The sequence below is a fragment of the Streptomyces cinereospinus genome (assembly GCF_042430725.1).
Lineage (GTDB): Bacteria > Actinomycetota > Actinomycetes > Streptomycetales > Streptomycetaceae > Streptomyces > Streptomyces cinereospinus.
The window spans coordinates 1-24,895 of the sequence record NZ_JBHMCY010000022.1; the positions used below are offsets into that span (position 1 = coordinate 1).

Consider the following 24,895-nt stretch of genomic DNA (forward strand, 5'->3'; position numbering starts at 1 on the left):
CCCGCCGGCTTCGGGCAAAGGGGCAGTGAGCGCCTGACCCCCGCGGCGGGTGAGTCCGTTGGTGCAGCCGGCCTCGAGGTGACGTCGAGGGGGATGACCAGGACTGATCGGCGGTCGGGCGCCACATGGGGGCCATGCGCATGCAGCCCGCGGCCGCCTGGTGGAAAAGTCGCACCGACCGGGGGAGCATGAGGTGGCGGCGCCGTGTCATACGGGCCGGCCGGGCACGGGCTTCGGCGCCGTGCCTCATGGGCGGCTCGGGTCCTCATGCCTTCGCGCGCGAGGGGCGGAAGCCTTGCCCGGGTCGGAGGATCACGAAGGGCGACTGCTCGATGAACAAGAGTCTGCGCAGACACGTGCAGGTGCGAGAGGACTCGGCGGCGCGGCGATGCGGGTACGGACATGACTCCCCCAGCAGCAGTAAGGTACGCGTAGTTGCGTACCTCTGGGAAGGTACGCAATCAGGCGTACCTTGTCGAGGGGTGAAGTGATGACGGCAGGCGAGTTGGTGCACCCTCGCGCCGAGGAGTTGCAGGTGGGGCCCATCCTTTTGGCGCTGGCCGACGCGAACCGGCGTCGGGTTGTGGCCCAGCTGGCCGAGCGGCCGGATGAAGAGCGGCTGTGCGCTTCCTTCGACCTGCCGGTGGCCAAGTCCAGTCGCACCCGTCACTGGCGGGTACTGCGCGAGGCGGGCCTGGTGTATCAGCGCGATGCCGGGAACGGTCTCTACATACGCCTCCGCAAGGAGGACTTGGACCGCCGGTTCCCGGGCCTGATCCAGGCCGTCATCGCCGCAGGCCAGGCGAGCTGAACCGCGTCAACGCGCTGCAAGACAGACGCCGGGGAAGTACGGGAAGACGCTGACCTGTCTCGGCGGGACCCAGAATCTGTGCGCTCGGTGCCGTCCGTACAGGGAGCAGCCCGGCCAGCAGATCGGCCTCCAGGGGCGGGCACACGCTCTCCCCGTGAGACCTTGGAGATCGTCGGTGGGCTCCGGGTCCTTGCAGATCAGCGTGTCGTGGTCGGGACCGAACAGCGGGCTCTTGTCGCGGTCGATGGGCTGAGCCGAAGCTCAGGAGTTGTCACCGGCGACGCCGGATGAGCTGGCGGAGAGGACCGGTCGAGGCACGTTTCTTGTCACCGATCAGGCATCCCACCTGTCACAACCGCCCGTTCGGCAGACTTTCTGTCACCAGTACCGAAGTCTCTGAGTTCATGGATACCCCAACGCTGCCGTGCTCAGGGCTGAGCCCTTCCACAGCGAGGCGGAAGAGGCGGTCGGCCTGGGTCTCGGGGTCCTTGTGGTGCTCGGTGGCCAGGGCGATGCCGACGGCGAGGGTCAGCAGGTCGTGAAAGGTGACGTGCGGTGCAACCGCCTTGTCGCGAACGGCCCGCTGGAGCAGGGGAGTTCCGGCCGCTGCGATTCTGTTGCCACAGGAGTGCGGGGAGGGTTCCTCGGCGGGAGGCTCGTAGCTGAGGGTGTCGGCGAATCCGCGGGCTGAGACGGCGTAGAGGACGAGGGCGTGGAACCACTCCAGGAGGGCGGTGCGGCAGTCCTCGGTCGCACTCAGCCGGTGGGCGTGCTCGCACAGGTCCTCGATGCGCTCCTGGAAGACGGCTTCGAGCAGGGCACGGCGGGTGGGGAAGTGACGGCGCACGGTCGCCGAACCGACGCCCGCGGTGCGGGCGATCTGCTCCTGGGATGCCTCGGCGCCGTGCGCGGCGACCTCGGCTTTGGCGACGGCGAGGATGCGCTGGTAGTTGCGTCGGGCGTCCGAGCGCTGACTGGTCATGATCTCCTCATTGCTAAACGGCGGCCCCCGCCATATCTTAGCGGCAGGCAAAGCGGCGGGCCCCGCCGTTTCCTGCCTCCGATATGTGAGGAGCAGCAACCATGCCCATCAACCGCGATACCGTCCTGGTCACCGGAGCCACCGGCCAGCAAGGCGGGGCCACGGCCCGCGCACTCCTGGCCGCCGAGGTGCCCGTACGTGCACTCGTACGCGATCCGCGGTCGAAGTCCGCCCAGGCGATCGAGGCGCTGGGCGCCGAGCTGGTGCGGGCGGATCTCTCCGACCGGGCCTCCCTCGGCCCAGCGGTCGAGGGAGTCCGCGCGGTGTTCTCGGTGCAGACGCCGCCCATGACCGAGACCGGCGTGGACTTCGCGGGCGAGCTCGCCCAAGCCACCAACCTGGTGGACGCGGCGAAGGCTGAGGGAGTACGGCAGTTCGTGCAGTCCTCGACCAGTGGAGTCGGTGAGCACACCCGGGTCGCCGGCTGGGCCGAGGGCCGCTGGGCGGCGATGGCGGACTACTTCCACACCAAGCAGGCGATCATAGAGGCGGTGCGGGGTGCGGGCTTCGCCCGCTGGACGGTGATCAAGCCCGCCTTCTTCATGGAGAACCTGCCCCTGCTGGCACCCAAGGGGCCGCGGGGCGGACTGCTGACGGTACTGAAGCCGGAGACCGAACTGGCCCTGGTGGCCGTGCGGGACATCGGCACGGCTGCGGCGCACGCCCTTCGAGACCCTGACCGGTTCCACCAGGTGGAACTGGAGCTGACCGGTGACCTGCGCACGATGGAGCAGATCGCGCAAACCCTGTCCGCCGCCTGGGGCGTGCCCGTGACCGCACCCTCCATGAGCCTGGAAGAGGCCCTCGATGCGGGCATGCCGACGTGGGGAGCCGGACACGAGTGGAACAACGCGATCGTCCAGCCCGCCCGGCCCGAGTTCGCCCGGGAGTTGGGGATCCCGGTCACCACCTTCGCCGAGTGGGCGGATGAGCATCTGACACCCGTGTCCGGCTAGTACTCCGGTCTGACTTCGCGATCTTGTCGCGGACCCGGCTGGGCACGGGTACGGCCACCGCGTGATCATCGGGGGTTGTGTGGACTCCTGAAGATCGTGCGGTGGCCGCAGGCCATAGCGTAGACCCTGCCCGCTGGCGGGCGATGTTCGACCAGGTCATGGCCCGGATTGCGGGACGGTTCGGGCGAGTCGAGCCCCGGGCGAGTGCTCGCGCCTACCTGCTTGGGTTGCTGTCGCCGCGGAGCTGGTCCGCGTCGCCGGTGTCCGCTGGAGCGTCGAGGAGTGCTTCCAGGCCGCCGAGGGCCAGGTCGGACTCGACCACTACCAGGTCAGGCACGGGACCTCATGGCACCGGCACATCACGCTCGCCATGCCCGCCCTGGCCTTCCTCACCGCCGTCGCCGTCGGCGCAGCCCCCAACCCGTCCGCCGGTCCGCACCACTCCGCCAGCAGCCGCGAGCCGATCAAGCCGACCGTCCCGGAGATCCGCCACCTGCTCGCAGCCGTCTTCAACCCACCAGCCCTGTCAGCAACCAGGCTGCTGCACTGGTCCGACTGGCGCAGACGCCCCCAGGCAACAGCCCGCCGCAGCCACTACCAACGACGGTCTCCCGACGAACCTGCTGGATAGATCACGAAACCGCACTGGAGTACTAGAAGAAGCCCAGCTTCTTCGGCGAGTACGAGACGAGAAGGTTCTTCGTCTGCTGGTAGTGGTCCAGCATCATCTTGTGCGTCTCCCGGCCGATCCCGGACTGCTTGTAGCCGCCGAACGCCGCGTGCGCCGGGTAGGCGTGGTAGCAGTTGGTCCAGACGCGGCCCGCCTGGATGGCCCGGCCGGCGCGGTACGCCGTGTTGATGTCGCGGCTCCACACGCCCGCCCCGAGGCCGTACGACGTGTCGTTGGCGATCTTGATGGCGTCGTCGAAGTCCTCGAACGAGGTGACCGAGACGACCGGGCCGAAGATCTCCTCCTGGAAGACGCGCATGCGGTTGTCGCCCTCGAAGATCGTGGGCCGCACGTAGTAGCCGCCCCTCAAGTCGCCGTCGAGGTCGGCGCGTTCGCCGCCCGTGAGGACCTTGGCGCCTTCCTGCCGGCCGATGTCGATGTACGACAGGATCTTGGCGAGCTGCTCACTGGAGGCCTGCGCGCCGATCATGGTGTCGGTGTCGAGCGGGTGCCCCGGCCTGATCAGTTCGGTGCGGGCGACCGCCGCGGCCAGGAAGTCGGGGTAGTTGCCGCGCTGGATCAGTCCGCGGGACGGGCAGGTGCACACCTCGCCCTGGTTCAGCGCGAACATCGTGAAGCCTTCGAGTGCCTTGTCGCGCAGCTCGTCGTCCTTCTCCCACACGTCGTCGAAGAAGATGTTCGGCGACTTGCCGCCCAGCTCGAGCGTGACCGGCTTCAGGTTCTCCGCCGCGTACTGCATGATCAGCCGTCCCGTGGACGTCTCTCCGGTGAAGGCGACCTTCGCCACCCGGGGGCTGGAGGCGAGCGGCCTTCCGGCTTCCGGGCCGAAGCCGTTGACGATGTTCAGCACGCCCGGCGGGAGCAGGTCGGCGACGAGGCCAAGCCAGTAGTGGACGGAGGCCGGGGTCTGTTCGGCGGGCTTGAGGACGACCGTGTTGCCCGCGGCGAGGGCGGGCGCGAGCTTCCACGTCGCCATCAGGATGGGGAAGTTCCACGGGATGATCTGCGCGATCACGCCCAGCGGCTCGTGGAAGTGGTAGGCGACCGTGTCGTCGTCGAGCTCGCTGAGCGAGCCCTCCTGGGCGCGTAAGGCGCCGGCGAAGTAGCGGAAGTGGTCGATGGCCAGCGGGATGTCGGCCGCGAGGGTCTCCCGGACGGGCTTGCCGTTCTCCCAGGTCTCCGCGACCGCGAGCGGCTCCAGGTGGGCCTCCATGCGGTCGGCGATCTTCAGCAGGATGTCGGACCGCTCGGTGGCCGGCCTGCGTCCCCAGCCGGGCGCCGCCGCGTGCGCCGCGTCCAGTGCCGCCTCGACGTCCTCCGCCGTGCCGCGGGCCACCTCGGTGAACGGCTGCCCGGTCACCGGACTCGGGTTGTCGAAGTACCGCCCCTTGACCGGAGGCACGTACGCGCCGCCGATGAAGTGGTCGTAACGGGGCTGGTAGGAGACGATCGCGCCCTCGCTCCCGGGCGCCGCGTAACGGGTCATGCTGCACCGGCCTCCTTCGGCAACGCCGCCCGCCGTCGGGCGGCTCTGCGCCGGAGGGTAGGGAGGCGGACGTTGCATCCAGGTTGCGGCCGCGGCGGCGCGTCGCCCGGGGAGTGGTGGGGTGTCGTGCCGTCACGACCCCCTGGGGCGGAACAGGCTGCCGTCACCGGTGCGGACTCTTTCGGGTGAAGGTCCGTGGCGTCGAGGACGGCACGGGGTATCCCTCCCGGAGGATCCTGGACCGATCACTGGAGTTCCCATGCGCGTCCGCACCCTCCTGACCGCACTGATCACGACGGTGGCCGCGATGTCCCCGGTCTCGGCCGCCCACGCGGCCACCGGGTCGCCGCCGGCGGCGAGGGCCCAGTGTGCGCAGGGCCATATCTGCCTGTGGGAGCACCCCGACTTCCAGGGTTTCCAGTGGGGCGGCCCGCCACCCCCGAACGAGGAGCCCGACGGCTGCGACGACTTCACCGAGATCTCACCCGGATCGGTCATCAACAACTCCGGCCGGACCTACTACGTCTTCCGCGAAGGCACGTGCAGGAACGCGGGACGCACCATGGAACTGCCCCTCGGGGAGTCGCCGCGGTTCCCGTGGCGGGTCGGCTCCGTCTCGTGGTGCCGAAGCTGCTGATCGGGTCCGGCACCACGAGACGGAGCCGCAGCCGTACCAGCCGCAGCCGCGTCGATCGCGAGGCGCACGGTGGTCACGCGGGGTCCGGCGAGCGGCGGGCCTGAGCGGGCGGTGGCGCGCCGAGCCCCGCGTCGCGCGCCTGCGAGACGGCCTCGGCCCGGTGGGCGACGTGGAGCTTGGCGAAGATACGGCTCACGTTGTTGCGGACGGTCTTGTCCGAGAGGACCAGCTCGCGGGCGATGCGCCGGTTGTCGTACCCCCGCGCGACCAGTTCGAGGACTTCGGTCTCCCGGCGCGTCAGTTCGGGGAAGGGCGGGCCGGGTTCGGTCCGGCGGGAGCCGGCCAGCTGGGCGGCGATCCGGTCGGCGATCTCGGGTCCGAAGACCGCCCCTCCGGTCGCGACGGTCCGCACGGCGTTGAGCACCGCGTCCCGCCCCGACCCCTTGACCAGGTACCCGCGCGCCCCCGCGCGCAACGCGGCGAGGAGACTGGCGTCGTCCTGCGCCATCGTCAGCATGAGGACCGGCAGCCCGGGGTGGCTCGAACACAGCCTGCGTACGGCCTCCGTGCCGGAGATGCCGGGCAGTCCGGCATCCATGACGACCACGTCCGGCCGGGTGTCGTCGACGAGGACGTCCAGCGCTTCGGCGTCCCCCGCCTCGCCCACGACGCCGATGTCCGCGGCACTGTCCAGGGCGGCGCGCAGTCCGGAGCGGAACAGGGGGTGATCGTCGACGATCAGGACCCGCAGGAGCGGGCGGTCTTCGATGGTGTCTGCCACGCCCGCATGCTACTTGTAGTGGCGTGATCACCAAGGGTAGCGGCCGGGGGGCGGTCGATGCGCGGCGGCCGCGCCAGGTCGCGGCCCCGGAGCGCGAGTGGGCGGCGGCCGCCTTCTGCCTCCTGCTGTGCGTCGCGTCCGTGCTGGGCTGGGGAGCGCTGTGCACGCTCCACCCGCCGTCGGGCGGCTGGCGCCTGGACATGGGGACGGACCTGTCCACGGCCCTGGTCGGCCTGCCGTGCGCCGTCCTGGGCTTCCTCGTCCTGGTACGCCCCGCCGACCGTACGGCGGGCTGGCTGCTGCTCGCCACCGGGCTCGGGCTCACGCTGCCGCTGTGCACGGGGCAACTGGTCGTCCTGGCCGAGCCCGGCCCGGGAGCGCGCCTCGCCGCGCACCTCGTCGCCCAGCTGTGCTCGCTGGCGCACGGCTACGCGATGGTCGTGCTGCCCCTGACCTTCCCGGCGCCCCGCCGCGCGGGACGCCTGGTCCGCCTGTACGCGGCGGCACTGGCGGCGGCATGCGTCCTGATCACGCTCGTCGCCACGGCCACGGAGGACGCGCCCGGCACGGGCCCGCACCCGTTGCGCGGGACCCTCTGGGAACGCGCGGCCCTGGCCGTCCTGGAGCCCTGCGCCGCCGCGAACCTCTTGCTCATCGTGCTCTGCGCCCTGGTGAACGCGTCCGTCGTCGCCCGTCGCTGGCGCCGGGCCGGCCGGTGGGCGCGCCGCGAGGCCGTCGCCTTCGCCGCCGCGTACCTCCCCTGGACGTACGGGGACATCGTCGAGGAACTGCCCGGGACGCCCTCCTGGACGGTGATCGCGGCCTTCACCACCGGAGCGGCCGGCTGGTACGCGGCGGTCGCGTACGTCATCGGCAAGGGCGGCATGTGGCAGATCGACCGCACCAGCCGCCGCCTGCTCGTGACCGCCGTCGTCGTCACCGCGGTCGTCGTCGCCTACACGGCGGCCGCGGCCACGGTCTCCACGGTGCTGCCCGACGCCGACGGGGCCGGGGCGTTCGCCGTCGCGGTCGTCGCCGTGCTGATCGGCTCCGGTCTGCGGCCGCTCACCGGGTGGGCGAGCCGCCGCGTCGACCACCTCTTCCACGGCAGGAGCGCGGCACCGTACGAGGCCGTGCGCGGGCTCGCCCGGCGCCTGCGCGAAGCGCCGGAACCGGACGACGTCCCGGTGGTGCTGTGCCGTTGCGCGACGGAGGACCTGCGCTTCCCCATGGCCCTGGTCGAGGTGGCGACCCGCTCCGGCCCGTGCGTCCTGGCCACCACCGGAGGGTCCTGGCGGGGGGAGGGGGCACACGAGTTCCCGTTGCGCCACCACGACGAGGTGATCGGCACGCTGCGGGTGGCGCCGCGCTCGGGAGAGCCGCACCTGTCGGGCCGGGACGCCGAGCTCCTTCAGCTGCTGAGCGACCAGGCCGCGCCCGCGATGGCCGCGCTGCGGCTGATCCAGGACGTACGGGCCGCCCGGCGGCAACTCGTCCTCGCCCGCGAGGAGGAGAGGCGTCGGCTGCGCCGGGAGCTGCACGACGGCCTCGGCCCGCTGCTCGCCGCGGCCCGGATGCACCTGGACACCGCCCTGGCGGTGCTTCCGCCGGGCGCCGCGGAATCCGTCCCGCCCGCCGCCCCGTCCGTACCCTCGGCGCGGCCACCGGCGTCGCCATGGGCGTCGGCCGCCGTGGGCGTGGAGACCGCGCTGCGGCCCGCCGTCGAGGCGATCGCCCAGGCGACGGCCGAGGCCCGGCGTCTCACCGACGGCCTCGGCCCGGCCGTGCTGACCGAGCAGGGACTCGAGTCGGCGCTGCGGGAAATGGCGCAGACGCTGGCGACGCCCGGGATCGTGATCACGGTGGTCACGGAAGCGGAGCCGGAGCTGGAGCCAGGCTTGGCCCGGGGCTGGGCACCGGGTGGGGCTGCCGGGCCGGTGCCGGAGTCGGTTTCGGGCCGGGACCCCGGACCGGTGCCGGACTCGGCACCCGACCGGGACGCCGGACCGGAGCCGGAGCCGGAGCCGGTTCCGGGAGCGGCGGAGTGCGGGGCGGCGCCCGGATCGTCGTTGCCCGCGGCCGTGGAGAGCGCCGTGTACCGGATCGCGGCGGAGGCGCTCGCGAACACCGTCCGGCACGCGGGCGCCACCCGGTGCGAGGTCCGTCTCGCCCGGCATCCCCACGCCGCCGTCCTTACCGTCGTCGACGACGGCACGGGACTGCCCGCCCGCGTCCGTCCCGGCGCCGTGGGACTGGCGTCCATGGCCGAACGGGCCCGGGAGCTGGGCGGCGTCTGCGAGGTGACGAGCGGCCCGTCCGGCACCCGGGTGTACGCGGTGCTGCCGACGGCCGCCGTAGCGTCCCCGCCCGGGTCCTCGCTCCCGTCTGTCCCGGCCGCGGGACGGGACGGAGACGAGACCGGCGCCTCATGCGCCCGGGACACCGGGCGGCGGAAGCTCTGAGCACGGCGCCGGAACGGCCGGCGCCCCGTGGCAGAGGAAGTCACCCATGACCATCCGCACCCGTCTGCGGTCGGCGACGGCCGCGGCGGCGGCCGCGGCGGCGATCGTCCTGACCGCGCAGACCGCGGTCGCCGCCCCGCAGGCCACCGGCCGCTGGGACATGCCCAACGGCGTGCTGTGGGCCCAGACCAGCCGCGAGTTCGGCGACGTGGCCTACCAGCGCACCGGAAGCACCGCCGCCAACGTCTCCATCGGCTTCGTCGACAGCGACGGAGAGCGCCGCTCGCACACCCAGCTCCTGCGCAGCGGCCAGAGCATGGGGTTCCGCTGGGCCCGGGCGAGCGTCCCCGCCGAGTGCGTGACGGTGTTCGTGCAGTTCACCAACGAACGCGTCGCGCACGAGCTGTGCGGCTGACACCCGCACCACCCCCGTTCCGTTTTCCCGAGAGAAGGAGCACCGACGTGCCGACCACCCGCCGACTCCTCGTCCTGTCCACCGTCCTGGCCTCCGCGGCGCTGTTCGCGGCCCCACCGGCCAGTTCCGCGCCGAGCGGCTTCGAGCGCTGCCCCGCCGGCCACTTCTGCCTGTTCGACGGCCCGGACGGCACCGGCCTCATGGCCAGCTTCCGCAGCGGCTCACCCGACCTCGCGCGGCAGAGCATGGACAACCGGGCGTCGTCCCTCGCCCACAACGTCCCCGGCACGGTCTGGTGCGTGTACGACGAGCGCGGCTACGCCGGCACCGAGTACGCGCGCGTGTATCCGGGGGCCGCGGGCCCGTTCCAGCCCGAGTGGGACAACAGGGTCAGCTCCGTCCGGCTGGGCGAATGCAGCCCCTGACGCCGACGCCGACCGCCGGCCACTCCCTTCGACGAACCACCACCCGCAATCGCACAGGAGATTGAGATGAGCAAGATCCGTAAAGCGCTCGCCGTCATGGCGTTGAGCCTCGCCCCGCTCGCGGCGGCGGCGCCGGCCCACGGCGAGGGATCCGGCGTCACCCCGCCGCCGGCCGGGACCGCGGCGGCGCGCGGGCTGGACTTCCGGGTCCCCGGAGTGATCATCTGGGCCACCCCGCTCCAGCCCTCCACCCGGCTGGGCCTGGGCAGCCCCGGCCAGGGATTCGAGATGATCAGCAACGGCGGGCCCTGGGACTACTACACCTGCGACAACGGGGTGACGACCAACTTCTGGCTGTACGGCCGGAATCTCGCCACCAACGTCGTCGGATACGTCCCCGACTGCAACCTCGTCGGCTGACGACGGGACCGAGGAGAGGGGAATCGCCGTGGCCGAGTGGATCCTGGCCTTCGACGCCGACTGCCGGTTGTGCGCGGACGTGATGGAGCGGACGGGCGGCGTGCTCGCCGACGCCGGGCTCACCGCGGCTCCCCTCTCCGACCCTCGGGTCGGGGACCTGCGCCGGCACGCACGCGGCCCGGACGCCGCCTGGGCGCCCACGCTGGTCCGGGTGGGCCCCGGCGGTGTGCGGGCCTGGACCGGGACCGCGCTGTCCCTGCGGCTGGCGGTGCTCCTCGGCCCCGTCGGCTCGCTGCGGGTGGCGCGGGCGCTGCGCGAGGCGGACGTGGTGCGGCGCTCCGGCCGGCGGACGCTGCTGAAGTCCCTGCCCGGGGTGGCGCTCGGGACGTTCCTGCTCTCCGGCGGCCTGACCACGCCGGCGTCCGCCCGGGCGGCGGCGCGGCCGCGGGCGGGTGACGCGCCGGCCGACCGGGGCCCGCGCGCGCCGTCCGACGTCGCCCGGCTGATCACGTACCCCGACCTGTCGGCGTACCCGGAGGCCGACCGCAAGGCGATCTTCCGCGCGGCGCCCGAGGCGGTGCGGCGCGAGCTGTGGACGGCGCACTTCGCCCACTACCGGGCGCGGCACCCGGAGCTGAGTCCGGCCCGGTGTGCCGTCGTCGACCGGGCGACCCGCCTGGCGGCGACCGTCTTCGCGGACGGCGCGGACGGCGCGGACGGCGCGGACGGCGCGGACCGGGCCGCCGCGGCCGAGCTCCGGGCCCTGGAGGACGCCGCGCACGCGGCGTTCGGCCCGGCCGGGACCCGGGCGCTGCTGTGCACGCTCGGCCCGCCCGACCGCCGGGGCGCCACGGCGGCCCCGGTCCTCGCCGGAGTCGCCGCCCTCCCGGAGTGCGACGCCCGGTGCAAGGTCGACGGCTGCGGCCGCGGGCAGATCTGCGACGCGGAACCGTGGAACTGCACCCGCACCACGCGCGGCTGCGGACTGCTGTGGCTGGACCCGTGCGACGGCCGGTGCCTGTAGCGATCCCGGCGGCACGTCACGACAGGCCCCGGAGCCTGTCCGGCCGGGCCCGTCCGTCGCGGCCGGGCCCGGGGCGCGCGGCCCGCCGCGGTGCCGCCAGCTCGGATTCGAGGGCGGCCAGGCGGGCCCGGACCGCCGCCGTCGGCCGGACCGCGGCCAGCGACCGCCACACGTCCAGGTCTTCCTCGCCCCACGGCGCGTGCGCCCAGTCGGCCAGCAGGTCGGGATCCCGGCGGGCGATCAGCGCCGCGCGCAGGCCGTCCGCGAGGTGGCGCCGGAGCCGGACGACGGCCGGAGCCTGGGAGGCGGGCAGCAGCGGGCCCGGGTACGCGGTCAGGGCGCTGGTGACCGCACCGGCCGCCAGCCGGCGCTCCACGACGGTGACGTCCGCTTCGACGGGCGCCGTGAGGCGGTAGGGGCGCGAGGCCAGCAGTCCGGGGCCGAGCATCCGGCGCAGCCGGGCGAGTTCCGCGCGCAGGGTCACGGGCGTCACCGACTCGTCGTCGTACAGGGCGCACAGCAGTGCGTCGCCGGTCAGGCCGCCGGGGTGGCGGGCGAGCAGGACGAGGATCTCGCTGTGCCGGCGGCTGAGCCGGACCCTGCGGCCGCCGGCCGTCAGCAGCGCCTGGTCCCGGCCGAGCGCGGCCAGCCGGGGCGCCCGGGTGCCGGGACGCGCGGGGGCGAGCAGCGCCAGCTGGGACTCCGCCGCCCGCGCCACGGCCTGGACGAAACCCAGGCTGTGCGGGTGGGCCAGGCCGTCCCCGCCGGTGATGTCCACGGCACCGAGCACGCGTCCCGTGCGCGGATCGTGCACCGGCGCGGCCGCGCAGGTCCACGGATGCGCGCGCCGGACGAAGTGCTCGGCCGCGAACACCTGTACCGGGCGGTCGAGTGCGACCGCCGTGCCCGGCGCGTTGGTGCCGACCGCGCTCTCCGCCCAGCGCGCCCCCGGCACGAAGTTCATCCGCCCCGCCTGCCGCAGTGCCGACGCGTGCCCCTCGACCCACAGCAGCCTGCCGTGCGCGTCGCACACCGCCAGCAGGTGCCGGCCGTCCGCGGCGAACGTTCCCATGAGCTCCCGGAACAGCGGCACCACCGGGGCCAGGGGGTGCTCGGCGCGGTGGACGCCGAGGTCGCCGTCGGTGAGTTCGACGTCGGCGGTGCCGTCCGGACGGACCCCGGCCCGCGCCGAGCGCCGCCACGAGTCGGCGACCACCTCGCGCACCGGCCGCGGCACCGTACCGGCCTCGGTGAAGGTCTCGTACGCGCGGTGCAGCGCGCGGACGCGCTCGGCAGGGTCGGCCCCCGGCTCCAGGGCCACCCAGGGATCGGTCAACGTCGCCTCCCGCAGGGTGGTGCGCTGGGGACATCGTCGCTCCACGGGTGCGCGCCGACAACCGTTTCGACGGGCGGCCCTCCAGCCGAGTGTCCGCTCAGCGGACGACCGTGACCGGATCACGCTCTTGACGGAGCATCAGCACCTGACTCAGCATCAGGCGCACACGGCACCCGCACAGCTCTGGCACCACCGATCCAGGCATCGCTCGACTCCCCTCCGCCGTCGGGACATCGACGGCGGCACCGACGCGACATCGACGAGAAAGTGCGGCTCCCCCCATGACGCATCCGCGATCCAGCCTGCCCGTGAGCACCTCCGGACGCCTGGCCGCCGCGGCCCTGGTGACCGTGGCGGGCCTGCTCGCCGCCGCGCCGGCCTCCTCGGCCGCGCCCGACCGCACCGGGGCGGCCACCGCCGGTGCCCGGGTCCTGGCGGCGCCCGACATACCCATCGGCAACGTCAAGGCCCACCTCACGCAGTTCCAGTCGATCGCCACCGCCAACGGCGGCAGCCGCGCGCACGGCCGGACCGGCTACAAGGCCTCGGTCGACTACGTGAAGGCCAGGCTCGACGCGGCCGGCTTCACCACCACCGTCCAGGAGTTCACCACCTCCGGCAGCACCGGGTACAACCTCGTCGCCGACTGGCCCGGCGGGGACCCGAACCAGGTCCTCATGGCCGGGGCGCACCTCGACTCGGTCTCCTCCGGCGCCGGGATCAACGACAACGGATCCGGTTCCGCGGCCGTACTGGAGACGGCCCTCGCCGTCTCCCGCGCCCAGCTCCGGCCCGCCAGGCACCTGCGGTTCGCCTGGTGGGGCGCCGAGGAACTGGGCCTGGTCGGCAGCAAGCACTACGTGAACAACCTGCCGGCCGCCGACCGCGCCCGCGTCTCGGGGTACATCAACCTCGACATGGCCGGCTCCCCGAATCCCGGCTACTTCGTCTACGACGACGATCCGGCGATCGAGAAGGTCTTCAAGGACTGGTACGCGGGCATCGGCGTACCGACCGAGATCGAGACGGAGGGCGACGGCCGCTCCGACCACGCGTCCTTCAAGAACGCCGGTATTCCGGTCGGCGGCCTGTTCACCGGCGCCGGCCGGACGAAGACGGCGGCGCAGGCCGCCAAGTGGGGCGGTACCTCCGGCCAGGCGTTCGACCGGTGCTACCACTCCTCCTGCGACACCACCGCCAACATCAACGACACCGCGCTGGACCGCAACAGCGACGCCCTCGCCCACGCGATCTGGACGCTGGGAACGGCGGAGCCGGTGCCGCCCGGCGAGTCGTACGAGAACGCCGCCGACGTCGCCGTCCCGGACAACGGGGCCGCGGTGACCTCCGCCCTCACGGTCTCGGGCCGCACGGGCAACGCGCCGGCGGCGCTGCGCGCCGGGGTGGACATCAAGCACACCTGGCGCGGTGACCTGGTCGTCGACCTGCTGGCGCCGGACGGCACGGCCTACCGGCTGAAGGACTCCAGCAGCTCGGACTCCGCCGACAACGTCGTCGCCACGTACACCGTCGACGCGTCCGCCGAGCCGGCGAACGGGACCTGGCGGCTGCGGGTGCAGGACGTCGCCGCGCAGGACACGGGCTACGTCGACAGCTGGAAGCTGACCTTCTGACCGGTCGGCCCGGTCGGCTCGCGCGGGAACCGGGGGAGGGCGCCGGCTCACCGGCGGGTGCCTCCGGCCCGGTTCCCGTGCCCGGCTCACCGCACGGAAGCGTGACCGCTCCCCTCGTCGGCACCGTCGTCCCGGTCGGACCGCGGCCAGACGTACGGCAGATCGTCCGGGACACCCGGGAAGGCGTCCCCGTACGCCTCCCGGTCCTTGCGGACCAGTGCGGAACGGTGACTGAGGTGGAAGGCCTCGTCACCGAGCCAGGGCGGCAGTTCCCCGGCGGCCGCGAGCACCGACTGGCCGCGCACCGGGGAGCCCGGGTGGCTCGCGCCGAAACCGGCGACCAGGGAGGCGGCACAGCTGTCCTGGTGCCCCTGCTCGCGCCACACCCGGCAGACCTCCAGCCCGTACCGGACCAGCGCCTCCTCGTACCCGGTCCACATGCGCACGGCCGGGTGCCTGCGCCAGCCGTACCCCGGCACGGTCAGGCCCCGCAGTACCTGGAGCGCCTCGACGCGCTGCTTGCCCAGACGGCGGCGGTCGAGCAGCAGGGCGGAGCGCCGGAAGTCCGGGTCGGGCAGGAACGTCTGCATGGTCGCCGTCCTGAGTCGCTGATTCCTGGATCCTGGCTTTTCGCTGATACGTCCTGAAGGGGGGCTTGCGCGAGCTTCTGCCCCATCCTTCCCCGCGGACCTGGCGGGCGCGATACGTCACGGGACTTCCGCGGTAGCGCGGTGCCGGGGTGACGGGAGCGGGGATGCTCGAAGGCATGGTGCGGTGGCCGTCGCCGGCCCGGCGGTGGCCGCGGCCGGGGCGCGGGCGGCGCGGCCGGCGCCCGGCCGCCCCGGGGACTTCGCCGCGCGGGCGGTGTCCGCGGGCCACGGTCCCCACGGGGGCGCCCCCGAGCGGCGGTGCCGTGCCGTCCACGGTGAGTGCGGGAACCGTCCGGTCGTCCTCGTCCTTCCTCGTCCGTCCCCGCCGGCCGGCGTTCCGCGTCCGTCGGCACGAACGGCACAGGCCGCCGGTCCGGGTGAGATGGGCCAGCTGTTCGAGCGGCCGGCGGGCGCCGGACCCCGACTGGGACAGGCCGTGGGCGGCCCGGCCCGGACCCGAGGGACGTTCCGCCGGCGGGATGTCCGACAGCCGCGGCCGGGCACCGGCGTCCCGCAGCGCCACGGGGGACGGCCGGGCGCGCCCCGCGACGGCGCACCGCTGCCCGCGTCGGCCGAGCCCGCGCCGCTCGCAGCCCGGCGCTCGCGGCCCGGCGCTCCCGCCGCCGCGATCCGCCCGAGCCTGCGGCAGTGGGCCTGACCAGCCCGCTTCGTCCCTCGGCGCGTTGACAGGCGTCCGGCGGCATGGTGCTATGGGGCGCCGCTCGGCCGGACCCGCGTCGCACGGCACCACCCCCGGGTACGCGAGCACGGCCTGGTGGACCGGGGCGGCCCCCGAACCTGGAGCGAGGACCCATGCCGCAGCGCGCCGCGACCGTCGTCGGCGGCGGGATCGGCGGCCTCGCGGCGGCCGTCGCCCTGCACCGCCGAGGCTGGCAGGTCGAGGTGCTGGAACGCGCCCCGGAGTTCACGGAGGTCGGCGCCGGCATCTCCCTCTGGCCGAACGCGCTGCGCGCGCTGGAGGCGCTCGGCCTGGCCGGTGCGGTACGGGCCCTCGGCGCCGTCGAGGCCACGGGCGGCGTACGCGACCGCCGGGGCCGCTGGCTCTCCCGGACGGACAACGCGGAGCTGACGCGCCGCTTCGGGCATCCCCTGGTCGTGCTGCACCGCGCGGACCTGCTGCGGGCGCTCGTCGAGGCGCTGCCCACGGGCAGCCTGCGGCCGGACAGCGAGGTGCACGCGGTCCGCGACGACACCCACGGACCCGTCGTCGAACACCGCGGGGGCACGTCCCGGCCGGACCTCGTGGTCGGCGCCGACGGACTGCGCAGCGCGGTCCGCCGTGCCCTGTGGCCCGCCGCGGCCCCGCCCCGGTACGCCGGCTACACCGCCTGGCGCATGGTCACCGGGCCGCTCGCCGCGCCGCCTGCCGAGGGCGCCGAGACCTGGGGCCGCGGCGAACGGTTCGGCCACACGGCGCTGCCGGGCGGGCGGAGGTACTGCTTCGCGACCGCGTCGCTGCCGGCGGGTGAGGCCGGCGCCGCCTCCGAGTACGCCGAACTGCTGCGCCGCTTCGGCTCCTGGCCGGACCCCGTCCCCGCCCTGCTCGCCGCCGTCCCCGAGGACGCGGTGCTCCGGCACGACCTGTACGACCTGCCCGCGCTGCCCTCCTTCGTCCGCGGCCGGGTCGCGCTGCTGGGCGACGCCGCCCACGCCATGACCCCCAACCTGGGCCAGGGCGCGTGCCAGGCGCTGGAGGACGCGGTCACCCTCGCCCACTGCCTGGACGGCACCCCGGACACGGCCGCCGCGCTCGGCCTTTACGACCGGCTGCGGCGCCCGCGGACCCAGGCCGTCGTCCGCCGCTCCGCCCGGCTCGGCACGGTCGGCCAGCTGGCGTGGCCGCCCGCGGTCCTGCTGCGCGACACGGCGGCCCGGCTGACGCCCGCGTGGGCGACCCTGCGTTCCATGGCGCCGGTGCTCGGCTGGACCGCGCCCGGCGCCCCGGCGAACGCCGCGGAGAGCGGGAACGACTGATGCCGGACTGGACGTACCACCCCCTGCGCGGTCTCGTGGCCGGGGTGCGCTGGGTTCCGCACGCGGCGCGCCGGCGGTTGGCGCCCGAGGGGCCGGAGCCGGAGCGCCGACGCGCGCCGGCCGGCCGGCTGCTGATCGTCACGGGGGCGGGGCCGTTCGTCGGCGGGGCGGTGATCTCGGTCGTCGGCCTGACCGGCGTCCTCGTGCCGTCCGACCTGCCCTTCCTGGGCACCGGCACGCGGACGCTCCAGGCGGTGAACCCCCGGCTCGTGCCGTTCGTCGCGCACGACCGGGCCGGGTTCGGCGGCGCCCTGACGGCCGCCGCCGTGGCGATCGTCCTGCTCAGCGCGTGGGGGTGGCGGCGGGGTGAGTCCTGGGCGCTCTGGAGCCTGGCCGGCGGCGGCCGCCGCCGGGTTCCTCCCGGCGGTCGTGGTGCTCGGCGCGATGCACTACACGGACGTCCTCCACCTGGCCCCGGTGCACTTCGGCATCGCGCTGGCCGGCGCGGGCCTGCTGCTCGCGCGTCCGTACTTGTGCGCGCGGACGGCACGTCCCTGACCTGCCGGGTCCCGGTCCGGGCCGGGACCCGACCGGGGTCACTTCCGGTAGCCGAGGATGGTCATCATCCCGGACTCGGAGTGGTACTGGTTGTGGCAGTGCAGCATCCACAGACCCGGGTTGTCGGCGTAGAAGTCGATGACGAGTTTGCGGTGGGGCAAAACGTGGGCGGTGTCCTTGCGGGCGCCGACCGCGTCGATGCCGGTGAGGGCGAACGTGTGGCCGTGCAGGTGCACCGGATGCCACATGTCGGTGGCGTTGATGAGGCTGATGCGGACCCGTTCGCCCTCCCGGATCGGGATGCGCTTCTGGATGGAGTAGGGCTCGTGGTCGAAGCCCCAGTTGAACTTCTCCATCCCGCCGGTGAGCTTGATGCGCATCTCGCGGTCGGGTTCGTCGTCGCTGAGCGCCACGGACTCGTGCGGCACCAGGCGCCGGGCGGGCACGAGCATGCCGTCGAGCTCGTCCGGATACGCGGTGGGCGGGGGGACGCTGCCACCGCTGGTGCGCAGCACGGCCATGGCCTGCGCGTCCTTGCCCTCGGCGAGCGCGACCAGCGGGAAAACGCCGTCCTTGGCGGTGACCAGCACGTCGTAGCGCTCGGCCATGCCGAGCAGCAGCGCGTCGGTCGTGGTGTGCTCGACCGGGTAGCCGTCCGTGTGGGTGACCGTCATCTCATGGCCGGCCAGGGCCACGCGGAAGGCGGTGTCGCCCCCGGCGTTGATGATCCGCAGCCGGATGCGGTCCCCGGGGCGGGCCCGGAAGACCGTGGGGGCCTTCGGCAGGCGGCCGTTGATCAGGTAGTGCGGGTAGTCGACGTTGCCTCCCATGCTGTGCAGCACACGGCTGTGCGACTCGCGCAGGACGCGGGAGGGACCGGCGTACGCGCGGGGGGAGGAGTCGCTGTCGCCGTTGGACCCGTCACCGCCCGGGCCGTGGTGCGCGGGGCCCTCGCCCATGTCCATCGGCGCGGCCTTGCCGCCCCGCAACTGCGCGAGCACGCCGTCCGGGGTGGAGCCGGACACGCCGTCCACCCAGTCGTCCAGGACGACGACCCACTCCTTGTCGTAGGACAGCGGCTCCTTGGGATCCTCCACGATCAGCGGGGCGTACAGACCGCGGTCGAGCTGCATCCCGGAGTGCGAGTGCAGCCAGTAGGTGCCCGGGTGCGGCACGGCGAAGCGGTACCTGAAGTCCGCGCCGGGCTGGATGGAGGGCTGGGTCAGGCCCGGTACGCCGTCCATGTCGCACCGCATCCGCACCCCGTGCGAGTGCAGCGTGGTCGCCTCCCCCAGATGGTTGGCGAGCGTGAGGTCGAGTACGTCGCCCGCGGTGATGCGCACCTCCTTGCCGGGCAGCGTGTCGCCGTACGCCCATGACCTGACGGTCCGTCCGCCCAGGTCGAGGGAGGTCTCGGTGGCGGTCAGCGTGAATCTTCGTACGGGTCCCGGCCCGCGTCTCCGCTCGGCGGTGAGGACCTCGGGATCGGACGGGTTGACGTATCCCTTGGGCCCCTTGGGGACGAAGCCGCCGCCGCTGTGCGCGTTGCCCCGGTGGCCGGTGGGCCCGGCCTCGGGCTGCGCGTCGTTCCCGGAGCAGGCGGACAGAACCCCCGAGCCGGCGGCCACGATCGAGGCGCCGAGCAAGGCGCGCCGCGTATATCTCTTCATGAATGAATAAGACCTGTTTTATCGCCTTATCTGTGCGAACCTAAGCGGCGCGTCTCGCGATTAGGTCGTGGCGGAGCCCACCGTGCGAGCGTCGTGGGCGCCGCGATCGGTGGTTTGACGCGCCTTCTCTGTTCATATGCATGACCGACGGCGCGATCGGGTTGTGTGAGCGTAGGGCGGAGGGCGGGCAGGCGCTGTATTGAAAGGGGAGGCGACTTCGAAGTCGTCTCTCATGCAACACACTGTTCGTGTACATGAACGTGACGGAATCGATCGAACACGTGAAAGGGAGTCGGCGTGTGACGGCAAACCAGTACCCGGAGAGCGACGCGCACCGCGCCAGAGGCCTCACCAGACGCTGGCTGCTGGCCGGTGCCCCGCTCGCGGCGGCCGGCGGTACGGCCGAGGCTGGCGCCGTCGAGCGCGGGCAGGCCCCCGCCGGCTCGCCGACGTCGCGATCGGGGCGCTGAGCACGGACGGCGTATCCGTCCGGGACGACCACGCGCCCCGGCAGCCGTACGACACCAAGGACGCGTCGACGGGCGCGGCTCAGCCCGCCGGGCCGGCCGGGCTGAAGGTGACCGGCAGCCGGGCCGGGCCGCGCAGCCCGCCGGGCCGCCAGCGCAGCTCGGCCGGCGGCACGGCCAGGGCCAGGTCCGGCAGACGGCGCAGCACCGTGCCGATGGCGATCTGGCCCTCCAGCCGGGCGAGCGGCGCTCCCAGGCAGTAGTGGATGCCGTGCCCGAACGCCAGATGGCCGTTGTCCTGCCGCGCCACGTCCAGCCGGTCGGGGGCGGGGAACCGCGCCGGGTCGCGGTCGGCGATCGCGGTCGCGATCAGCACGGTCGCACCCCGCGGCACGGTCACGCCCGCGATCTCGACGTCCTCACGCGCGAACCGCGGGATGCCCGGGCTGACCGGGCCGTCGTAGCGCAGGAACTCCTCGATCGCGCCGGGCAGCAGCCCGGGATCGGCGCGCAGCAGCTCCAGCTGGCCGGGATGGCGCAGCAGCGCGGCGATCCCACTGCCGATCAGGCTGACCGTCGTGATGTACCCGGCCACCAGCAGCAGGAACGTCATGGAGATCAGCTCGTCCTCGTTCAGCCGCCGCTCCTCGTCGCGGGCGCTGATCAGCGCACTGAGGAGGTCGTCCTCGGGCCGGGCGCGCTTGGACTCCAGCAGCTTCGTGAGATACGCGCGCATCCGCCGCCACGCCTCGTTCACGACCGCCGGGTCCGGCATCGTCTCCCCGCGCAGCAGCATGTCGTCGGTCCACCGCTGGAAGTCGTACCGGTCGTCCGCCGGCACGCCGAGCAGTTCGCCGATCACGGTGACCGGCAGGGGGAGCGCCAGGTCCGCCACGAGATCCGCTTGGCCCGCCGGCGCCACCGCGTCCAGCAGCCGGTCGGTGATCTCCTGGACGCGGGGCCGCAGCCCGGCGACCCGGCGCGCGGTGAACGCCTTGGAGACCAGGCGGCGCAGCCGGGTGTGGTCGGGCGGGTCGGCGCGCAGCATGTTGCTGATCATCGACTCGCGCTCGAACTCGGGCAGCTGCGCCATCAGCCGGGGGTCCGACGCGTCACGGATGTCGCTGCTCAGCCTCGGGTCGGACAGGGCCGCCAGACCGTCCGCGTACCGGGTGACCAGCCAGGCGTCCAGGCCGCCCGCGATGACCGCGCGCCGGACCGGGCCCTCCTCGCGCAGCTGCCGGTAGAGCGGGAAGGGATCCGCCACGAAGACCGGGTCGGAGTAGGGGAAAAGGACCGGCTGCTGACTCATCATGGCTCCCGGGCACGTGACGACATGTGCGACGGTCTGCTGCGACCTGGGTATGTGTACCAGTGTGACCGATGTGTGGCATGAGGGAAGGGACGGGCGCGATGGAACTGAGCGACGGCCTGCGGGCGGGGGAGCGGACCACGTGCTGCGTGGTGGGCGGCGGGCCGGCCGGCATGGTCCTCGCCCTGCTGCTGGCCCGGGCCGGGGTGGCGGTGACGGTCCTGGAGAAGCACGGCGACTTCCTGCGCGACTTCCGCGGTGACACCGTGCACCCGACCACCCTCGCCCTCCTGGACGAGCTCGGCCTCGGTGAGCGGTTCGCCCGGCTGCCGCAGCGGCGGGTCACCACCATCCAGCTGCCGCTCGGCCCCGGCCGGTCGCTGGTCACCGTCGGCGACGTCGCCGCCCTGCGGCGCCGCTACAACTACATCGCGATGGTGCCCCAGTGGGACCTGCTCGACCTGCTCGCGGACGAGGCCCGCAAGGAACCGGCCTTCTCCCTGCGCATGAACACCGAGGCGACCTCGTTCCTGGTGGAGCGCGGCCGCGTCACCGGGGTGTCCTACCGCACCGCCGACGGCCGCACCGGCGAGCTGCGGGCCACCCTCACGGTCGCCTGCGACGGCCGGGGCTCGCTGGCCCGCTCACTGCCCGAGCTGGGCCTGCGCACGTTCCCCTGCCCGATGGACGCCTGGTGGTTCCGGTTGCCGCGGCGCGAGGGCGATCCGCACGGGCTGGTGGGCGGCGCCGGCGAGCGGTTCCTCAGCGCCATGATCGACCGCGGCGACTACTGGCAGTGCGCCGCGCTGATCCCCAAGGGCAGCGACGCGCGGCTGCGCGCGGACGGCCTCGACAGGTTCAGGCAGACGTACGGGACCGCCGTCACCTGGCTCGCGGACCGGATGCACACCCTGACCTCCTGGGACGAGGTGAAACTGCTGGACGTACGGCTCGACCGGCTGCGGCGCTGGCACCGGCCGGGCCTGCTGTGCATCGGGGACGCCGCACACGCCATGTCGCCGGTCTTCGGCATCGGCATCAACCTCGCCGTCCAGGACGCCGTGGCCGCCGCCCGCCATCTCGTCGGGCCGCTGACCGGCGGGGCGGCCGGACTGCCGGCGGCGGTGCGCCGTGTCCAGCGCCGCCGCTGGCCCACCACGGCCCTCACACAGCGCCTGCAGCGCATCGCCCACCGCCGCGTCATCGATCCGGTCCTGCACGGCCGCTCGCCCCTCGGCGACCCCGGGCGCGCCCGGCGCGTGGCCGAACTGGTCAGCGGCTCACGCTGGGTCAACCGGGTGCCGGCCTACTTCCTGGCCTACGGTGCCCTGCGCGAACGCCCCCCGGCGGCCTCCGTCCGCCGGGAGCCGGCGGGCTGAACAAAGCCCGCGCGGAACCCGCGCCGGCTGTAGTGATCACCAGCGTCGACAACGCTCGTGATCACTACACCTGGAAGCCGCGTCCGCCGCCCCCGCAGGATGGTCGTGGCGGCGCTCCTGGCAGCGGTCCTCACGGCGTGCGGCGACGGCGACGCGGACCGGGCGGCGCCGACGCCGTCGTCACCGCCCGTCGCGCCGGACACGGCCGCGTCCCCGGCCCGCTCCGGCTCCGCGTCGAGGCCCTCCGGCCCCCCGTCCGGCTCGCCCAGAGCCAGAGCGGGCCGTTCCTCCAGCTGTCCGCTACGGGGGCGCGACAGGACCTCCAGCAGGCAGCCGGCGTGCTGTCCGGGTGCGGCGAGTTCGGCATCGGGCGGAGCGACGGCACGACCGGACCGAGCGGGTGGTGGCGCACGGGCCGGCGGGCGTCGGCGACGCCTCGTGGCACGCGACGGTCACCGCGACCGCCGAGACGTTCACCGTGCGGGAGACCCTGGTGCTGGTGCTGGTGCTGGTGCTGGTGCTGGTGCTGGTGGTCGTGGGCAGGACCCTGGTCGTCCTCGGCGAGGCGGGCAGTCCCACGGCACCCTCCCGTGCCCGGAGCCTGGACCTGGCCCGCACCGCGGCGTCACGGGTCCCCTGACCGGCGCACCCGGGGTCCACCATGCGCTATGCTGGATCTTGCCGGGGTCGCCCCAACTGGGGGAAACCGGTCGCGCGTTGGTGGTCCAAGGAAAGACGCCCCGCTTCCTGCGGGGAAATGCAGGTGCAAGGCCTGCCCGGCGCTCAGAGACGCGAGCCCATCCCGTACGCGGGGTGGGCTCGCGTGCGTCGTGCGGCCCGGAGGCCGGGACGACGGGAATCGCCCTGGGCCGACCCGTCGACCCACGGAGGCTGACCGGCCGTGCCCGTTTCTGCCGTTTCGACGCAGGGTGCCCGCTTACTGACGGCGTCGGCCGGGGCCCAGCTGCTGTTGGCGCTCGACTTCTCGATCCTCTGTGTCGCGCTGCCCGACATCGGGACGAGCCTCCACTTCTCCGCGGTCGCACCGCAGTGGATCGTGAGCGCGTACGCGGTCTTCTTCGCCGGCTTCCTGCTGCTGGGCGGGCAGTTCGCGGACGTCTTCGGCGCCGGGCGGGTCTGCCTCACCGCTCAGCTGCTCTTCGCCGCCTCCTCGATCGGTGCCGCGCTCTCCTCCGCCGCCGCGCCCCTGATCGCCGCACGGCCGGCGCGGCCGGCCTCCGGGCGCTCGCCCTGGCCGCCGGCACCGAGGGCGGACACGTGCCCGGCCTGCTGCCGGGACTGCTGCTCAGCGGTCTGGGACAGGGAACGGCGTTCACCGGTATGTGCATCACCGGGATCCGCGACCTCCCGCAGGCGAGCGACGCCACCGGAAGCGCCGTGGTGACCACCGCGCAGTACATCGGCGGCTCCATCGGCCTGGCGCTGCTGGGCCTGCTCCACGGAGAACGGCCGACGGGCCCCGACTTCGTCCGGGCGTTCTGCGTCACCGCGGCCGTCGCCGCCGCGGCCGTACCGTCGGCACTGCTCCTCCTCGTCCGCACCGGGCTCCGGCCCGCCCCGGTGCCCCGACCGGACCGGCCTTCCCGGCACCGGACCGAAGGTCGTCGATGAACACGGCCCGCTCCTCCACAGGACCGCACTCCCCGCGCAGGCCCGGCACGGTGGACGACCTGGAGTCCCGGGGCGGCGGCCCACGCCACCGCAGCGGCTCCCCGCAGGCGGCGCCGACCTGACGAGGAGTCGGGTCAACCCTCCTGGCCTGCCGTGCCCAAGACGACCTCGATCGTCTTCCCGCCGCCGGTGGGCGTGACCGTGACGTGCCGGCTGAGTCGTCGGACGAGCGGCCAGCCGAAGCCGCCCGGCGCGGCGGGATGGCTGCGAGGTACGGTGCGCGGTGGTGTGGGCGAGGCGTCGGAGACGCTGAGGACGACGGTGTCGCCGTCGAGGCGGGCGTCGAACGCCGTCAGACCGCCGCCGTGCCGCAGGGCGTTGGTGACCAGTTCGGTGGCGACGAGGAGGATGTCGTCGACCACCGCCCGGGGCGGTGGTCCCGCGGTGCGCGTGGCCAGGAGGCGGCGGAGGCGGGCGCGGACGGCGGCGGCGGTGGGCTGCTGGAGCCGGCCGCCCGTGGGGTCCGTGGCGGTCACGTCTCCTCCTTCGCTCTCCGCATGTCCGTTTCCCCCTCTGCTGGGTTGCCGTTCTGATGTGCCGTGGGTCCGGTCATGGGTGGTGCGGACTGGCGTCGTGCGGGCCGCGGGCCAGCTCCACGGCGGCCGGGAGCCCGGGGGCGATGGTGAAGGCACGGGCGGTGTCGGTCAGGTCCAGCAGGCGCTGGACGAACGGACTGACGTCCGCGAGTACGAGCGGGAGGCCGGCTCGGTCGTGGTCCTGCCGGGCCGTGAGCAGCATGTGGAGGAAGGAGGAATCGGCGAAGGTGACCCCGGACAGGTCGACCACGGTGGCGAGGGGCGATCCGTCCGGAGGGACAGCGAGGCCCTGGATCAGGGTGTCGGCTTCGCCCGGGTCGAGTTCCCCGCCGACCCGTACGATCCGCACGCTGTCGACCATGGATACGGTGATCTCGGCTTCGTCGTTCACCGGGGCATTCTCACAAGCCGCCGGGGGTGCCGGGTAGCCGGGGTGCACGCGGCACGCGGGCACCGCCACCGGCGGGCGGGCCGGTGGCCGCGGGTCCCGGGCGGGGCGGGGGCCCGTCCGGGACC

General features: G+C 73.9%; 26 protein-coding genes and 2 pseudogenes. 19 read left to right on the forward strand and 9 right to left on the reverse strand.

Annotation, left to right across the window (positions count from 1 at the left end; translation table 11 throughout):
* The first annotated feature begins 490 nt into the window (after positions 1 to 490).
* Positions 491 to 811 carry an ArsR/SmtB family transcription factor gene (locus tag ACFF45_RS13850; RefSeq protein ID WP_381346118.1) on the forward strand — a complete coding sequence of 107 codons (321 nt, stop codon included), beginning with the start codon at positions 491 to 493 and terminating at the stop codon, positions 809 to 811.
* A gap of 349 nt (positions 812 to 1,160) precedes the next feature.
* Here ACFF45_RS13850 and ACFF45_RS13855 read toward each other — a convergent pair whose 3' ends face one another.
* Entirely contained in the window at positions 1,161 to 1,793 is a 633-nt protein-coding gene (locus ACFF45_RS13855) for a TetR/AcrR family transcriptional regulator (protein WP_381346120.1), read from the reverse strand.
* A gap of 101 nt (positions 1,794 to 1,894) precedes the next feature.
* Between ACFF45_RS13855 and ACFF45_RS13860 the strand changes: the two genes are divergently transcribed.
* The 3 genes and pseudogenes from ACFF45_RS13860 to ACFF45_RS35650 form a co-directional block, all read left to right on the forward strand.
* On the forward strand, positions 1,895 to 2,809 hold the full coding sequence (locus ACFF45_RS13860) for an NmrA/HSCARG family protein (protein ID WP_381346121.1): 915 nt from the start codon (positions 1,895 to 1,897) through the stop codon (positions 2,807 to 2,809).
* Positions 2,810 to 2,910: 101 nt separating this feature from the next.
* A pseudogene (locus tag ACFF45_RS35645) lies at positions 2,911 to 3,045 on the forward strand (IS701 family transposase); the annotation flags it as partial.
* Positions 2,988 to 3,440, forward strand: a pseudogene (locus tag ACFF45_RS35650) (IS701 family transposase); the annotation flags it as partial. The pseudogenes ACFF45_RS35645 and ACFF45_RS35650, both read left to right, overlap by 58 nt.
* A gap of 22 nt (positions 3,441 to 3,462) precedes the next feature.
* Here ACFF45_RS35650 and exaC read toward each other — a convergent pair.
* On the reverse strand, positions 3,463 to 4,986 hold the full coding sequence (exaC, locus tag ACFF45_RS13875; RefSeq protein ID WP_381346125.1) for an acetaldehyde dehydrogenase ExaC: 1,524 nt from the start codon (positions 4,984 to 4,986) through the stop codon (positions 3,463 to 3,465).
* 259 nt (positions 4,987 to 5,245) lie between these two features.
* Between exaC and ACFF45_RS13880 the strand changes: the two genes are divergently transcribed.
* Positions 5,246 to 5,623, forward strand: a complete 378-nt coding sequence (locus tag ACFF45_RS13880; RefSeq protein WP_381346127.1) for a peptidase inhibitor family I36 protein — start codon at positions 5,246 to 5,248, stop codon at positions 5,621 to 5,623.
* Positions 5,624 to 5,696: 73 nt separating this feature from the next.
* Here the strand turns inward: ACFF45_RS13880 and ACFF45_RS13885 are convergent, their stop codons facing one another.
* Positions 5,697 to 6,404, reverse strand: coding sequence for a response regulator (locus ACFF45_RS13885; protein ID WP_381346129.1), 708 nt, complete (start codon positions 6,402 to 6,404; stop codon positions 5,697 to 5,699).
* A gap of 23 nt (positions 6,405 to 6,427) precedes the next feature.
* Between ACFF45_RS13885 and ACFF45_RS13890 the strand changes: the two genes are divergently transcribed.
* From ACFF45_RS13890 to ACFF45_RS13910, 5 genes are all read left to right on the forward strand, one after another.
* The gene (locus tag ACFF45_RS13890) at positions 6,428 to 8,866 is read left to right on the forward strand and encodes a sensor histidine kinase (RefSeq protein WP_381346131.1); all 2,439 of its coding nucleotides are present in this window, start codon (positions 6,428 to 6,430) and stop codon (positions 8,864 to 8,866) included.
* Between the two features lie 46 nt (positions 8,867 to 8,912).
* Complete coding sequence (locus tag ACFF45_RS13895; RefSeq protein ID WP_381346133.1) at positions 8,913 to 9,281, forward strand: hypothetical protein; 369 nt, start codon at positions 8,913 to 8,915, stop codon at positions 9,279 to 9,281.
* A gap of 47 nt (positions 9,282 to 9,328) precedes the next feature.
* The gene (locus tag ACFF45_RS13900; protein ID WP_381346134.1) at positions 9,329 to 9,706 is read left to right on the forward strand and encodes a peptidase inhibitor family I36 protein; all 378 of its coding nucleotides are present in this window, start codon (positions 9,329 to 9,331) and stop codon (positions 9,704 to 9,706) included.
* Positions 9,707 to 9,772: 66 nt separating this feature from the next.
* The gene (locus ACFF45_RS13905; protein WP_381346136.1) at positions 9,773 to 10,126 is read left to right on the forward strand and encodes a hypothetical protein; all 354 of its coding nucleotides are present in this window, start codon (positions 9,773 to 9,775) and stop codon (positions 10,124 to 10,126) included.
* A 28-nt stretch (positions 10,127 to 10,154) separates the two neighbouring features.
* Positions 10,155 to 11,150: a bacteriocin fulvocin C-related protein gene (locus ACFF45_RS13910; protein ID WP_381346138.1), complete on the forward strand. Its 996-nt coding sequence runs from the start codon at positions 10,155 to 10,157 to the stop codon at positions 11,148 to 11,150.
* A 16-nt stretch (positions 11,151 to 11,166) separates the two neighbouring features.
* Here ACFF45_RS13910 and ACFF45_RS13915 read toward each other — a convergent pair whose 3' ends face one another.
* Positions 11,167 to 12,486, reverse strand: coding sequence for a GAF domain-containing protein (locus ACFF45_RS13915; protein WP_381346140.1), 1,320 nt, complete (start codon positions 12,484 to 12,486; stop codon positions 11,167 to 11,169).
* Between the two features lie 281 nt (positions 12,487 to 12,767).
* Here ACFF45_RS13915 and ACFF45_RS13920 point away from each other — a divergent pair, with 281 nt between their 5' ends.
* The gene (locus ACFF45_RS13920; RefSeq protein WP_381346142.1) at positions 12,768 to 14,120 is read left to right on the forward strand and encodes a M28 family peptidase; all 1,353 of its coding nucleotides are present in this window, start codon (positions 12,768 to 12,770) and stop codon (positions 14,118 to 14,120) included.
* Between the two features lie 86 nt (positions 14,121 to 14,206).
* Here the strand turns inward: ACFF45_RS13920 and ACFF45_RS13925 are convergent, their stop codons facing one another.
* The gene (locus tag ACFF45_RS13925; RefSeq protein ID WP_381346143.1) at positions 14,207 to 14,710 is read right to left on the reverse strand and encodes an MSMEG_6728 family protein; all 504 of its coding nucleotides are present in this window, start codon (positions 14,708 to 14,710) and stop codon (positions 14,207 to 14,209) included.
* An 873-nt stretch (positions 14,711 to 15,583) separates the two neighbouring features.
* On the opposite strand from ACFF45_RS13925, the gene ACFF45_RS13930 reads away from it, so the two are divergent.
* Together ACFF45_RS13930 and ACFF45_RS13935 are read left to right on the forward strand one after the other, a co-directional pair.
* Positions 15,584 to 16,765 carry an FAD-dependent monooxygenase gene (locus ACFF45_RS13930; RefSeq protein ID WP_381346145.1) on the forward strand — a complete coding sequence of 394 codons (1,182 nt, stop codon included), beginning with the start codon at positions 15,584 to 15,586 and terminating at the stop codon, positions 16,763 to 16,765.
* A 366-nt stretch (positions 16,766 to 17,131) separates the two neighbouring features.
* Positions 17,132 to 17,323 carry a hypothetical protein gene (locus tag ACFF45_RS13935; RefSeq protein WP_381346147.1) on the forward strand — a complete coding sequence of 64 codons (192 nt, stop codon included), beginning with the start codon at positions 17,132 to 17,134 and terminating at the stop codon, positions 17,321 to 17,323.
* A 38-nt stretch (positions 17,324 to 17,361) separates the two neighbouring features.
* On the opposite strand, the gene ACFF45_RS13940 is transcribed toward ACFF45_RS13935, so the two are convergent.
* On the reverse strand, positions 17,362 to 18,993 hold the full coding sequence (locus ACFF45_RS13940) for a multicopper oxidase family protein (protein WP_381346149.1): 1,632 nt from the start codon (positions 18,991 to 18,993) through the stop codon (positions 17,362 to 17,364).
* A gap of 299 nt (positions 18,994 to 19,292) precedes the next feature.
* Here ACFF45_RS13940 and ACFF45_RS13945 point away from each other — a divergent pair, with 299 nt between their 5' ends.
* Complete coding sequence (locus ACFF45_RS13945; RefSeq protein ID WP_381346150.1) at positions 19,293 to 19,463, forward strand: hypothetical protein; 171 nt, start codon at positions 19,293 to 19,295, stop codon at positions 19,461 to 19,463.
* A gap of 79 nt (positions 19,464 to 19,542) precedes the next feature.
* On the opposite strand, the gene ACFF45_RS13950 is transcribed toward ACFF45_RS13945, so the two are convergent.
* On the reverse strand, positions 19,543 to 20,772 hold the full coding sequence (locus ACFF45_RS13950; RefSeq protein ID WP_381346271.1) for a cytochrome P450 family protein: 1,230 nt from the start codon (positions 20,770 to 20,772) through the stop codon (positions 19,543 to 19,545).
* A gap of 80 nt (positions 20,773 to 20,852) precedes the next feature.
* On the opposite strand from ACFF45_RS13950, the gene ACFF45_RS13955 reads away from it, so the two are divergent.
* The 5 genes from ACFF45_RS13955 to ACFF45_RS13975 all read left to right on the forward strand — a co-directional run bounded on the left by ACFF45_RS13955 (position 20,853) and on the right by ACFF45_RS13975 (position 23,905).
* Positions 20,853 to 22,151 (forward strand): FAD-dependent oxidoreductase, encoded by a 1,299-nt coding sequence (locus ACFF45_RS13955; protein WP_381346152.1) that lies wholly within the window; start codon positions 20,853 to 20,855, stop codon positions 22,149 to 22,151.
* A 403-nt stretch (positions 22,152 to 22,554) separates the two neighbouring features.
* A complete protein-coding gene (locus tag ACFF45_RS13960; RefSeq protein WP_381346153.1) occupies positions 22,555 to 22,791 on the forward strand; it encodes a hypothetical protein in 237 nt (78 codons plus the stop codon).
* Positions 22,792 to 23,052: 261 nt separating this feature from the next.
* A complete protein-coding gene (locus ACFF45_RS13965) occupies positions 23,053 to 23,556 on the forward strand; it encodes an MFS transporter (protein WP_381346155.1) in 504 nt (167 codons plus the stop codon).
* Positions 23,553 to 23,783: a hypothetical protein gene (locus ACFF45_RS13970; protein WP_381346157.1), complete on the forward strand. Its 231-nt coding sequence runs from the start codon at positions 23,553 to 23,555 to the stop codon at positions 23,781 to 23,783. Before ACFF45_RS13965 ends, ACFF45_RS13970 begins: the two co-directional genes overlap by 4 nt.
* Positions 23,780 to 23,905 (forward strand): hypothetical protein, encoded by a 126-nt coding sequence (locus ACFF45_RS13975; protein WP_381346159.1) that lies wholly within the window; start codon positions 23,780 to 23,782, stop codon positions 23,903 to 23,905. Before ACFF45_RS13970 ends, ACFF45_RS13975 begins: the two co-directional genes overlap by 4 nt.
* Before the next feature lie 12 nt (positions 23,906 to 23,917).
* Here the strand turns inward: ACFF45_RS13975 and ACFF45_RS13980 are convergent, their stop codons facing one another.
* Together ACFF45_RS13980 and ACFF45_RS13985 are read right to left on the reverse strand one after the other, a co-directional pair.
* On the reverse strand, positions 23,918 to 24,319 hold the full coding sequence (locus ACFF45_RS13980; RefSeq protein WP_381346161.1) for an ATP-binding protein: 402 nt from the start codon (positions 24,317 to 24,319) through the stop codon (positions 23,918 to 23,920).
* A gap of 73 nt (positions 24,320 to 24,392) precedes the next feature.
* Complete coding sequence (locus tag ACFF45_RS13985; RefSeq protein ID WP_381346163.1) at positions 24,393 to 24,770, reverse strand: STAS domain-containing protein; 378 nt, start codon at positions 24,768 to 24,770, stop codon at positions 24,393 to 24,395.
* Positions 24,771 to 24,895: the final 125 nt, after the last annotated feature.

Excerpts from the sequence above, each read along its gene's own strand:
- exaC (WP_381346125.1), bottom strand. The coding sequence starts at position 4,986 with ATGACCCGTTACGCGGCGCCCGGGAGCGAGGGCGCGATCGTCTCCTAC.
- ACFF45_RS13880 (WP_381346127.1), top strand. The coding sequence starts at position 5,246 with ATGCGCGTCCGCACCCTCCTGACCGCACTGATCACGACGGTGGCCGCG.
- ACFF45_RS13905 (WP_381346136.1), top strand. The coding sequence starts at position 9,773 with ATGAGCAAGATCCGTAAAGCGCTCGCCGTCATGGCGTTGAGCCTCGCC.
- ACFF45_RS13855 (WP_381346120.1), bottom strand. The coding sequence starts at position 1,793 with ATGACCAGTCAGCGCTCGGACGCCCGACGCAACTACCAGCGCATCCTC.
- ACFF45_RS13930 (WP_381346145.1), top strand. The coding sequence starts at position 15,584 with ATGCCGCAGCGCGCCGCGACCGTCGTCGGCGGCGGGATCGGCGGCCTC.
- ACFF45_RS13975 (WP_381346159.1), top strand. The coding sequence starts at position 23,780 with ATGAACACGGCCCGCTCCTCCACAGGACCGCACTCCCCGCGCAGGCCC.
- ACFF45_RS13955 (WP_381346152.1), top strand. The coding sequence starts at position 20,853 with ATGAGGGAAGGGACGGGCGCGATGGAACTGAGCGACGGCCTGCGGGCG.
- ACFF45_RS13860 (WP_381346121.1), top strand. The coding sequence starts at position 1,895 with ATGCCCATCAACCGCGATACCGTCCTGGTCACCGGAGCCACCGGCCAG.
- ACFF45_RS13850 (WP_381346118.1), top strand. The coding sequence starts at position 491 with ATGACGGCAGGCGAGTTGGTGCACCCTCGCGCCGAGGAGTTGCAGGTG.
- ACFF45_RS13920 (WP_381346142.1), top strand. The coding sequence starts at position 12,768 with ATGACGCATCCGCGATCCAGCCTGCCCGTGAGCACCTCCGGACGCCTG.
- ACFF45_RS13940 (WP_381346149.1), bottom strand. The coding sequence starts at position 18,993 with ATGAAGAGATATACGCGGCGCGCCTTGCTCGGCGCCTCGATCGTGGCC.
- ACFF45_RS13895 (WP_381346133.1), top strand. The coding sequence starts at position 8,913 with ATGACCATCCGCACCCGTCTGCGGTCGGCGACGGCCGCGGCGGCGGCC.
- ACFF45_RS13950 (WP_381346271.1), bottom strand. The coding sequence starts at position 20,772 with ATGAGTCAGCAGCCGGTCCTTTTCCCCTACTCCGACCCGGTCTTCGTG.
- ACFF45_RS13925 (WP_381346143.1), bottom strand. The coding sequence starts at position 14,710 with ATGCAGACGTTCCTGCCCGACCCGGACTTCCGGCGCTCCGCCCTGCTG.